Origin of the sequence: Ulvibacterium marinum (assembly GCF_003626755.1) — a bacterium.
Lineage (GTDB): Bacteria > Bacteroidota > Bacteroidia > Flavobacteriales > Flavobacteriaceae > Ulvibacterium > Ulvibacterium marinum.
In genome coordinates this window covers 1042834-1055400 of the sequence record NZ_RBCJ01000003.1, presented here as the reverse complement: position 1 = coordinate 1055400, position 12567 = coordinate 1042834, and the positions used below count along the sequence as shown (strand labels likewise).

Annotated in this window: 11 protein-coding genes; 6 read left to right on the top strand and 5 right to left on the bottom strand. The window is 43.8% G+C overall.

All coding sequences use genetic code 11. The annotated features are described in order from the left end of the window. Positions 1 to 8 precede the first annotated feature (8 nt). From D7Z94_RS17770 to D7Z94_RS17760, 3 genes are all read left to right on the top strand, one after another. Positions 9 to 1184: a serine hydrolase domain-containing protein gene (locus tag D7Z94_RS17770; protein WP_147415924.1), complete on the top strand. Its 1176-nt coding sequence runs from the start codon at positions 9 to 11 to the stop codon at positions 1182 to 1184. Between the two features lie 120 nt (positions 1185 to 1304). Continuing rightward, entirely contained in the window at positions 1305 to 2099 is a 795-nt protein-coding gene (locus tag D7Z94_RS17765) for a class I SAM-dependent methyltransferase (RefSeq protein ID WP_120713206.1), read from the top strand. A gap of 175 nt (positions 2100 to 2274) precedes the next feature. Further along, positions 2275 to 3567: an acetylxylan esterase gene (locus D7Z94_RS17760; RefSeq protein WP_120713205.1), complete on the top strand. Its 1293-nt coding sequence runs from the start codon at positions 2275 to 2277 to the stop codon at positions 3565 to 3567. A gap of 53 nt (positions 3568 to 3620) precedes the next feature. On the opposite strand, the gene D7Z94_RS17755 is transcribed toward D7Z94_RS17760, so the two are convergent. Beyond that, the gene (locus D7Z94_RS17755; protein ID WP_120712897.1) at positions 3621 to 4721 is read right to left on the bottom strand and encodes a PepSY-associated TM helix domain-containing protein; all 1101 of its coding nucleotides are present in this window, start codon (positions 4719 to 4721) and stop codon (positions 3621 to 3623) included. Between the two features lie 92 nt (positions 4722 to 4813). Here D7Z94_RS17755 and D7Z94_RS17750 point away from each other — a divergent pair, with 92 nt between their 5' ends. Beyond that, positions 4814 to 5905, top strand: coding sequence for a phosphotriesterase family protein (locus tag D7Z94_RS17750; protein ID WP_120712896.1), 1092 nt, complete (start codon positions 4814 to 4816; stop codon positions 5903 to 5905). A gap of 8 nt (positions 5906 to 5913) precedes the next feature. Here D7Z94_RS17750 and D7Z94_RS17745 read toward each other — a convergent pair whose 3' ends face one another. From D7Z94_RS17745 to D7Z94_RS17735, 3 genes are all read right to left on the bottom strand, one after another. Next, entirely contained in the window at positions 5914 to 6867 is a 954-nt protein-coding gene (locus D7Z94_RS17745) for an aldo/keto reductase (protein ID WP_120712895.1), read from the bottom strand. Between the two features lie 69 nt (positions 6868 to 6936). Next, a complete protein-coding gene (locus D7Z94_RS17740) occupies positions 6937 to 9435 on the bottom strand; it encodes an ABC transporter permease (protein ID WP_120712894.1) in 2499 nt (832 codons plus the stop codon). A gap of 56 nt (positions 9436 to 9491) precedes the next feature. Continuing rightward, entirely contained in the window at positions 9492 to 10178 is a 687-nt protein-coding gene (locus D7Z94_RS17735) for an ABC transporter ATP-binding protein (protein WP_120712893.1), read from the bottom strand. A 74-nt stretch (positions 10179 to 10252) separates the two neighbouring features. Here D7Z94_RS17735 and D7Z94_RS17730 point away from each other — a divergent pair, with 74 nt between their 5' ends. Beyond that, complete coding sequence (locus D7Z94_RS17730; RefSeq protein WP_120712892.1) at positions 10253 to 10945, top strand: arylesterase; 693 nt, start codon at positions 10253 to 10255, stop codon at positions 10943 to 10945. Between the two features lie 8 nt (positions 10946 to 10953). Here the strand turns inward: D7Z94_RS17730 and D7Z94_RS17725 are convergent, their stop codons facing one another. After that, positions 10954 to 11193 carry a hypothetical protein gene (locus D7Z94_RS17725; protein WP_120712891.1) on the bottom strand — a complete coding sequence of 80 codons (240 nt, stop codon included), beginning with the start codon at positions 11191 to 11193 and terminating at the stop codon, positions 10954 to 10956. Positions 11194 to 11688: 495 nt separating this feature from the next. Between D7Z94_RS17725 and D7Z94_RS17720 the strand changes: the two genes are divergently transcribed. After that, positions 11689 to 12558 (top strand): 3-keto-disaccharide hydrolase, encoded by an 870-nt coding sequence (locus tag D7Z94_RS17720; RefSeq protein WP_120712890.1) that lies wholly within the window; start codon positions 11689 to 11691, stop codon positions 12556 to 12558. The last annotated feature ends 9 nt before the right edge of the window (positions 12559 to 12567 follow it).

The window sequence follows — 12567 nt, the reverse complement described above, 5'->3', positions numbered from 1 at the left end:
ATATCAACGTGAACAGGATAATACACATACTATGTTTGTCCGTTCTGGCTTTGTGTTTTCAAGGTTGTCGTACCTGTAATCCAGATTACTCATATGATCCACCTTTGGATTTAGGGGACGGATTGGTTATAGGTACGCTTCAAGAGGTAAACTTGGATACAGCCATAATGGCAAAGCTCTGGAAAAAAATCAAGTGTGGTAAGTTTAACGAAGTCCACTCCATGCTTATTTATAAGGAGAATCTATTAGTGTTCGAAGCCTATTTCGAAGGACACGAATATCAATGGGACGCACCAGATTACCATGGTTCTTTTGTACAATGGAATCAGGATACAGCGCATCCCATCATGTCATGTACCAAAAGTTTTATTTCGGCCTGTATTGGAATAGCCATTGAAAAAGGTTTTATAGCCAATGCACAACAATCTATTTTCGATTACTTACCTGATTATCAAAACTTTAAAAAAGATGGAAAGGAACATATCACCATAGAACACCTATTAACCATGACCTCTGGATTGGCTTGGGATGAATGGGGAGCCCCACATGGTACCTCTGCCAATGATATAGACCGAATTTATTCGGACTGTTCGACCGACCCTATAAAATGTGTTCTGGAAAAAGAACTGCAAAGTACTCCCGGGGAAGAATTCACTTATAATGGGGGTGGGACGATTGTTTTAGGAGAAATTCTCAAAACGGCTTCAGGAATGGACGTGGCTGAATTCTCGAAAAACTATTTATTTAGAAAATTGGGTATAGACTCAACCTCATGGTATCAATTTGAGAATGGGGCTTTTGCCACTGATGGATCCTTAAACCTAAGGTCCCGTGATATGTTGAAGTTTGGTATCACATATCTAAATAAAGGCTCATGGCAGGGAGAAAAAATTGTTTCAGAAGATTGGGTAATAAGGAGTTCCAAGATATATGGTAATAACAAAAGAATCAATATTCCTGGCGAGGACTCAGGCAGAAACGGATATGGCCATTCCTGGTGGACCAGTGAATTTTCGCATAGAGGGAGGCAACTCAAGGCCTTCAGAGCAGGTGGCTGGGGCGGACAATCGATTATGGTTTTCCCAGATCTTGATATGGTGATTGTTTTTACGGGAGGTAATTATGCCACCAATTCAAAGCTTTTCAAAATTGTTAAAAAGTTTGTTTTACCTGCTGCACTTTAGTTCGCCAATAGCAATAATTAGATTCACCTTCCCAAAAATTTTTTGACACAAAGGGAATGTTTTAACACCCAATATCAACTCCTTTTTAGTCCTTTTTGGTACATTGGAAAACATATCGGCATGGAAAGCACAAAAGAAAAATACGATACCATTGGTCATAATTATGACCGGACCCGTAAAGCGGATACATACCTTGCCGAGCGATTGCATCATCACCTAAATCCCAATACAAATGGAATATATCTGGACATAGGCTGCGGGACAGGAAATTATACGGATGCCCTCCAAAAAAAAGGACTCAGTTTCATAGGAATCGACCCCTCCGAAACCATGTTGGAAAAAGCCAAATCCCGAAACCAGGAGATTTATTGGCGTATGGGCACTGCGGAATGCACGGGGTTGGAGACTGCATCTATTGACGGTATAATAGCTTCACTTACCATACATCATTGGCCTGACCTAAAAAAAGGGGCTGCAGAGCTTTTTAGAATTTTAAAGGACGAAGGTAGAATCGTGATTTTTACATCCACTCCGGAACAAATGGAAGGCTATTGGTTAAATCGGTATTTCCCAAAAATGTTGTCCGATTCCATAGCCCAAATGCCTTCCTATACTCAAGTGGAAGAGGCAATGATTAGCTCTGGCTTTGAACTACACAAAACCGAAAAATATTTTGTTCGTCCAGACCTACAGGACAAGTTTCTGTATTGCGGGAAGCAAAATGCCGAGATTTATTTTGATGACAATGTACGGCATGGGATTTCTTCTTTTTCGTCCTTGGCACATCGGGTAGAAGTAGAAAAAGGGTTGGCGGATTTGAGAAAGGACCTGGATACCGGAAAACACGCACAAATCAGAAAATCCTATGAAAATGATTTGGGGGATTATCTGTATATCATAGGTAAGAAGCCTTAAAGGGCCAAAAGTATAATTTACAACCTAGGCAAAACATCTCCGCACAACGGTCATTTCGTCCTGAATTTCCAAGTCCATTTCAACCTTTGGTCCGTTGCACTCCATAGTATGCTTTCATTTTAGTATATTCCGCAAATATCCAATGGACCCAGCAATCATAATTAAAATATCCGACATGAACATCAGATGGCATCTCTCCCTTGTTTGCATAGTACTCCTTTCCTTTTACACACATGCTCAACCGCAAAGGAAATTGGTGAAAGTAATCGTATCCCCAGACGAAACCGATTGGACTTACGAAATTGGTGATCGGCCAGAGTTTTCCATTGCCGTTTTACGAAATAATGTTCCCTCGGAAGGGATGGAAATCAGCTATACCATACAACCGGATCCCGGTTACCGTATGATAGAAATTTGGCAAGAAGGAACCCTATCCTTAAAAAATGGGACGGCAAAAGTAAAGGCCAAGAAAATGAACGAACCCGGGTTTTTACGTTGTACGGCAACTGTAACGGTTGATGGCAAGGAATATTCCTCGTATACCACTGTGGGTTTTGACCCCAATAACATAAAACCGACCACTACGCTACCGAAGGACTTTGAGGAGTTTTGGAACAAAGGCAAGGAAGAACTGGCAGAGATTCCCATAAACCCTATCTTGACATTGCTACCGGAAAGGTGTACGGACAAGGTGGATGTTTACCATGTAGAACTGGACAACATCAAGGGCAAAATCTACGGAATATTATGTAGGCCGAAAAAGGATGGAAAATACCCGGCGATCTTACGGGTTCCCGGGGCCGGTATTCGGCCTTATTATGGGGAAATCTCCGATGCCGAAGCTGGATTTCTATCTTTTACCATTGGTATTCATGGGATACCCGTAACTATGGAGAAGAAAGTGTACGACAATCTCATGCGGGGTGCGTTGAACAGCTATTGGACTACCAATTTGGACGACAAGGAAAATGCCTATTACAAACGGGTCTATTTGGGTTGTGTCAAGGCCGTGGATTTCATTGAAAGCCTCGAAAGCTTTAACGGCCAGGATATTGGGGTTACCGGTGGAAGTCAGGGAGGTGCGTTGTCCATCATTACCGCTGGATTGGACGAACGAATCGATTATTTGGCTGCTTTTTATCCTGCACTTTCCGACCTAACCGGATTTTTGCACGGTCGCGCTGGAGGTTGGCCCCAAATTTTCTTGGACGAGTATACCAACAAACCCGAAAAAATAGAAACTTCCAAATATTTTGATGTCGTCAATTTTGCTCGATTCGTAAAAATACCGGGATGGTACAGTTGGGGATACAATGATAATGTGTGCCCCCCGGCTTCCATGTTTGCTGCCTACAACTTAATCGATGCCAAAAAGGAACTACACGTTTTTCAAGAGACACAACATTGGACCTTTCCAGAACAAAGGGAATTGCGCAATGCATGGTTGTATGGAAAGCTTAAGGAATAGTGCTTTGAGCGCTTAATCCAACTATCCGGAAAGTTGACTTCAGATTACCCCACCTAAGTCTTGCGTTTTCCCCACCAAATAATGAAGCCGGTAATGGGTAGGGAGGCTAAGACCAAAGCCGTAAGGCTAACAAATAGGCGGCCCCAAAAGTGGCCTATGTTTCCCAAATGAATATCATAAACGAGTCCATTTAAAGTGGTAAAGACACTGGCCCTACTATGGATAGTATTCTGGAAGTTCCCTAGGAGCAAGGCTCCGGTATATTGGTCAAAATGATAGTGATCCGTGCTATACACCAATTGTTCCGGGTGTATTACTGCGAGGTGTATCGCATCCGTCTCCTTGTGGGGGTAACTTATTCGTACGCGCTTGTTGGGAAATTGTTCTAAAAAAGTAGTGGCCAAACTATCCACTTTCTGGCTTGGATCGTGATCCAGGGTTTTCCCTTCCATTTCCGAAACAGGAGTATCATACACCATTTTATTTTCCCCGGTTAATAGCTTTAACCCATTTCGTATGGGTTCAAATCCCCAAAAGACACCTGTTAGAACAATAAAAATGCCTATCCATGAGGCATAGAAACCCAATACATTGTGCAAGTCGTAGTTCAGTTTTACTGGTCTGGATTTTAGATTAATGGTAAAATGGTATTTTCTTCGTGACTTCCGCTGTGGCCACCAAAGGATCAATCCGGTCACTACCATAAAAAAAGATAAAAGGGTGACCCAATGTACAATTACCCTCCCTACATCGCCCAAAAGCAAATTGCGGTGCAAGGATTTCAAGTGGTTCAACCAGCCTTCCTTCATATTTTGTAGATGTTGGATCTTTCCCGTGTAAGGATTCATAAAAGCGTAGTAATAGGTGCCCGGTGCATATACCAATATTTTGGCAGTGGAAGATTTCCCCTGGAAAGTTACTGCCCTGAAATCCCCTTCGGGAAACTCTTGGGCGAGCTCTGTCCTTAGTTTGGAAACCGGCACAAAAGGTACGTCCTGGCCGACAACATTTTGTTTGTAGATCTTTTGGCCAATCTCTGCATCCCAGGCATATAGCGCCCCGGAAAGCGCAATAATAAAAAATAGAAGGCCAATGATAAGACCCACATACAAGTGGACGTTATGTATTATCTTTTTGAAAAGTCCTTTTTTCATTCGTGGAAAAGTGGGCTAAAACACTAAATATAGCATTATAAATCATCTGTCCAAAGTCTTGGTATACCGGGTGACAATTAATAACTTTCTATATGAAAAATTCCCTAGGCACCAGAGATATTCATTTAAGCAAAAGGAATCAAAATCAGTTATGTATAAGACAATGGCAACTGCTTATCCTCATTGCACTCCTATCGGGACCAGTCTCCTTGTGGTCCCAAGAGGAAGCTAAAGGTGCCTTTATCATGACGGTCACCGGAAAAATCGGGTTGGAAAATCTAGGTAGCATATTACCTCATGAGCATGTCACCACGGATTTTTTAGGCGCGGAAATTGCACCTCAACCGCGTTATTCCAAGGATAATGCTATAACCACTATTCTGCCCCATCTTAAAAACTTAAAGGAAAAGGGCTACGGCCTGTTCTTTGAATGCACGCCCAACTATATTGGTCGGGATGTGGAATTGCTCAAGGCGCTTTCTGAGCTTTCGGGTCTCAAAATCGTTACCAATACGGGTTATTATGCTGCGGTTAATAAAAAATTCCTACCCAAACATGCCTACACCGAAAGTAGCAAGACCTTGGCGGAACGCTGGGAAAAGGAATGGCAGGAAGGTATTGGCAACACGCGTATCCGACCCGGATTTATAAAACTGGGCGTAGGAAAGGGGCCCTTGGATGCCATTGAGGAGAAGTTGTTAAACGCAGCGCTTATCCTTCATAAAAAAAGTGGCCTACAAATGACCATGCATACTGGGGATGGGGAAGCGGCCCTTTCGGAATATCAAATTATAACGAAGGCAGGGGTAGATGGCAAAAACATGATATGGGTCCATGCCCAGAATGGTAAGGATAAAGAAAGGATAGCCCTGGCCAAAAGAGGGGTATGGATCAGTTTGGATGGTGTAAGTTCCGAAAAAATGGATAGCTATATCAATATGATCCGCATCTTAAAGGAAAACCAGCTTCTTCCCCGGCTTTTGATTTCCCACGACTATGGCTGGGGCGTTGAAGATGAAAAGGGTACTATTAATCTTGTTCCTTTTGATAAGGGGAAAAATGTGCCTTACCAGACTATACATGAAGTTTTGTTGCCGCGTCTTCAAAAGTTAGGATTTACCAAAGCGGAAATAAATCTCATTACAATTGAAAACCCCATAAAAGCCTATTCTTTAAAACCCTAAGGACATTCTTAAAAGGCAACGGTCGCTAGCTCCTTTCGAATATACTGGTCTATTTCCTGAACCTCGCCTTCGGTTAACTTGATGGTGGACGCTGCCGCATTGGAGATCGCTTGTTCTTCATTCTTGGCTCCTACCAGTACCGAAACAATTCCTGGCTGTTGCAGAGCCCAGGCAATGGCAATGTAAGATACAGGGCATTTATACTTCTCCGCTAAAACATCCAAAAGTGACAGTAATCCCTGAATCTGTGACCAAATTTCAGGCCGATAATAATTATAAAAGCGGCTGCGATTATCATTTTCATCAAAATTGGGGAGTTCCCGATATTTTCCGGTCAGCAGCCCACCTGCAAGGGTACCATAGGTGGTAAGCCCAATCTCATTTTTAAGACAATAAGGGACCAAAGTTTCCTCTATTTTCCGCTGAAGCATAGAATAATTCGGCTGAAGACTTACAATAGTGGCCAAACCCTTGGCCTGTTCCATCAGTTCCGTGGTAAAATTGGAAACACCCAAATACCGGAATTTCCCTTGCTCCTGGAGTTTTAAAAGGGTCTCCAAGGAATCCTCCAAGGGAGTATTGACATCGGGCCAATGTATCTGATACAAATCGATATAATCCGTCCCCAAACGCGAAAGCGATTCATCTATTTCCCTAAGAATGGTCTCCGGCCTAAGATCGCGTAAAAAACTGTCCGAAGTACGGGTAACCCCAGTCTTTGTACCGAGGATTACCTTATCCCGACGTCCCTTTATGGCCTTACCTACCACACTTTCCGCATGTCCGGCCCCATAGGCCGGTGCCGTATCGATAAAATTAATGCCCGAGTCCAAGGCAGCCTGTATGGTTCGTATCGAAGCATTGTCATCTACATCGCCCCAAAAATCATTGCCCATCGCCCAGGTACCCAAACAAATTTCGGAAACCTTTAATTCGGTCTTGGGGATATTCCTGTAATTCATGATATAGGTCTTAATTGGAATTTTAATTTACTCATTTTTCGTTCTTTCAACGGCATAATGCAGGATTGTTCAACCTCCCTCCTTCCGCAATACTTCCAAAGGCGGGCTTTGGATAACACTTCGGCTATTGCCCAAGCCGATCAACAACACCAAGGCCGTAATCCCGGGCAATAGAATCAGGAAAGGTGCCCAAGAGGGAGCAAAAGGTACCTCGAATACAAAGCGTGCCAGCAGTTGTGCCCCGAAGAGAGAGAGCAAAACACCCATGGCACTTCCCAAAATACCCAGATAGAAGTATTCCAAAGCGGTAATCCTTAAGATTTGTGGACTCTTGGCCCCCAAGGTACGTAACAATACATTTTCTCGAATACGTTGATACTTACTAGTTCGTACCGAACCTATGAGCACAATAACACCTGTAAGGATACTAAAAAAGGCCATGAAGTTGATAACCCAGGAGATCTTATCAAGAATGCCCTCCAATATCCCAAGAAGTTGACGCAAATCCAAAATAGAAACGTTGGGGAACTTGCGGACCAATTCCCGTTGTAATTGTGCGGAAGCGGCCTCGTCCGGGGCCCTAGTGGTCAATACATGAAATTGGGGCGCATTCTCCAAGATGCCCTTGGGGAAGAGTATGGAAAAGTTGGGTTGCATCCTACCCCAGTCAACGGCACGAACACTACCCACAAAAGTCTTCATTAATACGCCCTGTACGTTGAACAGTATCGTATCCCCTACCACCACCTTTGCATCCCGCGCAATATTATCGGCTACGGAGATAGGAATGGGAACATCCACATCGGCCTGGGAAATCCATTCACCACTGGTAAGCATTTCCGAATCAATCAGTGAATCGCGATAGGTGACCCTAAATTCGTGGTTAAGGATCCATTTGTTCATGTTCAGGGTGGTATCCTGGCGAAGTTCGTTCACGGCCCTCCCTTTGATGCTATGAATGCGCATGGTCACAATAGGGATATTATCAATGACCGGAAGCCCCTTGGGCAATATGCTCTGGGCTACGGAATCCTTCTGTTCGGTCTGTACGTCCAATAGAATAATATTGGGACTCTGTGAGCTGTCCTCCACTCGAGCCTTGGCCAATAAGATGTCTTTGCTAAAATAAAGCGTACTGATCAAAAAAGCCCCTACCCCAATGGCCAAGATCAAGACCAAGGTCTGGTTATTGGGGCGAAAGAGATTCAGTAAGCTCTGACGAGCGGTGAATCCCCATGAAGTAGGGAAATATTTCTTTACACCCCGCATGAGCAAATTGGCCAAACCACCCAAAATTGAAAAAACGGCCAATACGCTGAGTACAAAATAGAGGGAGTACCTCCAATTATCCAACAACCATTGGGCAAATCCCAAAATGAACAGCAAAATGCCAGCCATGACTAATACCATCGCTTTTCTAGAACGTTCGGGAGTTCCTTCCTGGATACGAAGAACTTGCAAGGGCGAAACGAACCACGTACTCAACAAGGGTAGCAATGCAAACAGAACGGACATTAAAATACCTAGCAACAATCCCATGATAATAGGCCTCGCGGAAAGCGAAAGCACTACCTCAAAGGGTAGGAAATCCTGTAACAACAAGGGAAAGGACTGCTGAAGGATCAACCCTGCCGCCGTCCCGATTATTCCACCAAAAAGTCCCAACCCCGCAATTTGTAAAAGGTAAATCAAAAACGTTTGCTTTCGAGTAGCTCCAATGCATTTAAGCACAGCTATGGAACGTAACTTCTCTTTGATATAGATATGTACCGAACTGGCAATGCCCACACAGCCCAACAACAAGGCAATGAAAGCTACCAAATTCAAAAACTTGCCTACATTTTCGAATCTACGTCCCATACGTTGACTCGTTATGGTATGGACATCCAAATCGGCCTTTTCGGCATCCAACAAGGGATCTAGTTTATCGTTTAAAGTGCTTAAGTCAGTATTCGCATCGGCCTTAAAAAAATAATTATACTCTATGCGACTTCCGGTCTGCAGCAATCCGGTTGCTTCAATGGAACCATACGGTACCCAGACCGGTGGGGCGACCGAACTAAATACACCGGTAGTTCCCGGGCCGGAATCCAATCGTCCTATAATGGGAAAGGTAACATCCCCAACTTTTATGCTATCCCCAACTTTCAGGTTAAACTGTAGCATTACGGTGGCATCTACCAAAGCCCCGTTCTTTTCTTGATAGGTATCGCCAGCGTTCTCCGGATAGGTCTCCAAATCGCCGTACAAGGGATATCCCCCTTCCATACCGCGAATTTGTACCAATTTGGTCGATCCACTTTTCGGAAAAGCGGCCATGGAGACAAACTTTACTTCCATCGCCTCGGCACCAAGAGAATCAATAAGAGCCTGGACTTTTTCAGAGGGCAATTGCTTGGTATCTATCCGAAAATCGGCCCCCATAAGGGCCTTGGATTGTAATGTAATGTTGTCCTTGAGGCTTTCACTAAAGGATTGGATGGATACGACGGCCGCAATACCCAAAATGATGGAAGCCATAAAAAGCAGCAACCTTTTCCCGCTGGCCTTACTGTCCCGCCAGGCCATTTTCAACAACCACTGGGCACCTGCTGCCGTCTTCAAATTTCGGTCGGTCTTGTTCACTACGCTATTGCTTTTTCCTGTGCCAGGATTTTACCGCCCTTTAGCTTTAGAATATGCTGTGTTTTTCGGGCCAGATCCAAATCGTGGGTTACGATTACCAAGGTTGTGCCGGCTTCCTTATTGAGTTCAAAAAGTAGTTCTACCACTTTCTCGCCCGTTTCCTCGTCCAGATTGCCCGTAGGTTCGTCGGCGAACAAAATTGAGGGATTATTGGAAAAGGCCCGGGCCAACGCTACCCGTTGTTGCTCTCCTCCGGAAAGTTGGGAAGGATAATGGTTTACGCGATCGGCCAATCCAACTTTCTCCAACAGCTCTCTGGCTACGATACTCGCATTCTTGGCACCCTGCAATTCCAAAGGTACACTTACATTCTCCAGAGCGGTAAGGGTAGGTAACAATTGAAAATCCTGAAAAATAAACCCTACTTTTTGGTTACGCAATAACGCCCTTTCATCCTCACTGAGGGATTGAAGCTCGGTTCCACAAAGTTCAATGCTACCCGTACCTGGTTTATCCAGTCCCGCGCAGAGCCCCAACAATGTAGTCTTTCCACTTCCTGAAGGCCCAACGATGGCAAAGGTATCCCCCTCATTTATAGTAAAGGATATATCATCCAATACGGTTAATTCTTTAGAACCACTGGTGTAGGTCTTCCCAAGGTGGCTAACGTTTAATATCTTTGTCATGGTCCTTTTCTAAAATGCCCAAGGGCAAAAAGGACAAAATAAGGAAATGATTTCGATATTTAGACCCTGTCAGCATGCATACACTCTTAAAACTTTGTTATTTTTTCTCCCTGTTCCTATTGCTGTCCTGTGGTGGTAAATCCACACAGAAGCCCGATGATCCCTCTAACGAATCGGTAGATTCCCCTACAGAGGAAATCAGTAAGGAGGATAGTAAGACTATTATTTTCTTTGGGGATAGCCTTACCGCAGGACTAGGTCTTGATCCCCAAGAAGCTTTTCCCGCTGTTATTCAGGATACATTGAATTCCTTGGGAATGAATTACACGGTCATTAATTCCGGACTTAGTGGGGAGACCACGGCCAGTGGAAGAAACAGATTGGATTGGGTATTGAACCAAAAGGCCGATATTTTTATACTGGAACTAGGGGCCAACGACGGATTACGGGGGATTCCCCTTGCAGAGACAAGAACCAATTTACAGGCCATTATCGATGCGGTACGGCAGAAAAATCCAAATACTAAAATAATTCTTACCGGTATGCAGATACCCCCTAATATGGGACAGGACTATACTTCGGAATTTCGCAAGATATTTCCGGATTTGGCAGAGAAAAACACATTGCCCTTGATTCCCTTTTTGTTGGAAGGCGTGGCAGGTAATCCTGAATTGAACCAGGAGGACGGCATACACCCAACTATTGAAGGACAAAAAATTGTGGCCGATAATGTTTGGGCGGTTTTGGAAGATGTTGTTCGAGAATAAAACATTTCTTAGGCCATTTTAGCTCGGTTTCTTTTCGTTGTAAAAGACAAAGCTTTCTTTACCTTGGCATTGGAACGTTTGTACAAACGGGCAACCTCAGTCTTGTTCTCGAAAGAAACTCCTTCTTCAACGGTCTCGGTAACGATTCCCATTTCTAGGGTCGCGACCTTTACTTCGGAAGTAGTATCCTGAGCTTGGGCGGCGATTCCGATGAAGAGAACAAAAATTAAAGTTACTAGCGTTTTCATGACTTGCGTTTTTATATAATAAAAACGCCGCGAAGGGTATCCTACCGGGTTTCGATTCGCTGAAAACCCCTTATTTTTCGGTATCTGACAGAAATCGGGTTAAAGTGTACAATAGCATCGGTGAACGGACAAAGACCCAAAATCACTTTACCGAAAGGATAGGTATTTTATCGAGCATCCTACCCCGATTTCGTTTTTGCGGGAAGCAGCAGCAGATAAGTCCTGAATTGAATCGGGAGGACAGGATAGGTTATTTAGGTTATTGGGTTTTAAGTCATTTTTTATTGCGGGAACGATGATTTAGTAACTCGATAACTTTTTGAAAACCCAGATATTTGTGGAAACTAGCCCCGAAAATTCGGAAACACCAAAAGCGCATACCCGCAGGCCGTGACCATTGAGCTTTGTCGAAATGCAGTCAGGGTTTCAACCAATAATTGCAATCAATGCATTTATTTATAGTATCTTAAGGCATCAACCTAAGATAACCCTACCATGAAAAGGTTTTTTGTCCTATTCCTGATTATAGCCCTCAACTCCTGCAAGTCTGAAAAGAAAAATATCGAAACCGCTGAACAATGGATTTCCCTATGGAATGGCCAAGATCTGAACGGCTGGCATAAATATCTAGGAACCCCGTACCAAATGAAAACCGATAGCCTGGGCAATACCCTAACCCCCTTTGGCATCGATAATGACCCCTTGGAAGTAATTACCCTAGTGGACACCGATGATGGAAAGGCCATCCGTATTTCCGGTGTGGCCTGGGGAATGATCTATACGGAACAGGACTATCAAAACTATCATTTGAAGTTAAAAACGAAGTGGGGCGAAGGTATGCATCCTCCAAGGGAAAAAGGACCTAGGGACAGTGGTCTGCTTTACCATGGTTTTGGCGTACCCGGTTCGGTATACAATTGGATGGGGTCTCAAGAACTACAAATACAACAGGGCGATATGGGCGATTACTGGCCCGTAGGCGATGTGGAAATCGATATCCCAAGTGTTCTCAAGGATAGTGTATATTATATCTATAAAGATAATGCACCTTTACGCTCCTATTACTTTGCCGACATACTCAAAACGGCAACCCACGATAGTTTGGCGAAGCGAAGGGTCTTTAAAGCTTTTGATGCGGAAAGATCCCATGGGGAATGGAACGACGTGGAATTGATTGCCCTCGGAGATTCCAGCATCCATATTGTAAATGGTAAAGTAGTCATGCGGCTTTTCAATTCCAGGAAAATGTCGACCCAGGAAAAGCTCCATTCGGGAAAGATTATCTTGCAGTCAGAAGGTGCCGAAGTATTCTACAAAGACCTATATATAAAACAGATTACGGAAGTTCCAGAAAAATATCGGTAGTTTTAAAAG

Excerpts from the sequence above, each read along its gene's own strand:
- D7Z94_RS17765 (WP_120713206.1), top strand. The coding sequence starts at position 1,305 with ATGGAAAGCACAAAAGAAAAATACGATACCATTGGTCATAATTATGAC.
- D7Z94_RS17760 (WP_120713205.1), top strand. The coding sequence starts at position 2,275 with ATGAACATCAGATGGCATCTCTCCCTTGTTTGCATAGTACTCCTTTCC.
- D7Z94_RS17755 (WP_120712897.1), bottom strand. The coding sequence starts at position 4,721 with ATGAAAAAAGGACTTTTCAAAAAGATAATACATAACGTCCACTTGTAT.
- D7Z94_RS17750 (WP_120712896.1), top strand. The coding sequence starts at position 4,814 with ATGAAAAATTCCCTAGGCACCAGAGATATTCATTTAAGCAAAAGGAAT.
- D7Z94_RS17745 (WP_120712895.1), bottom strand. The coding sequence starts at position 6,867 with ATGAATTACAGGAATATCCCCAAGACCGAATTAAAGGTTTCCGAAATT.
- D7Z94_RS17740 (WP_120712894.1), bottom strand. The coding sequence starts at position 9,435 with ATGGCCTGGCGGGACAGTAAGGCCAGCGGGAAAAGGTTGCTGCTTTTT.
- D7Z94_RS17735 (WP_120712893.1), bottom strand. The coding sequence starts at position 10,178 with ATGACAAAGATATTAAACGTTAGCCACCTTGGGAAGACCTACACCAGT.
- D7Z94_RS17730 (WP_120712892.1), top strand. The coding sequence starts at position 10,253 with ATGCATACACTCTTAAAACTTTGTTATTTTTTCTCCCTGTTCCTATTG.
- D7Z94_RS17725 (WP_120712891.1), bottom strand. The coding sequence starts at position 11,193 with ATGAAAACGCTAGTAACTTTAATTTTTGTTCTCTTCATCGGAATCGCC.
- D7Z94_RS17720 (WP_120712890.1), top strand. The coding sequence starts at position 11,689 with ATGAAAAGGTTTTTTGTCCTATTCCTGATTATAGCCCTCAACTCCTGC.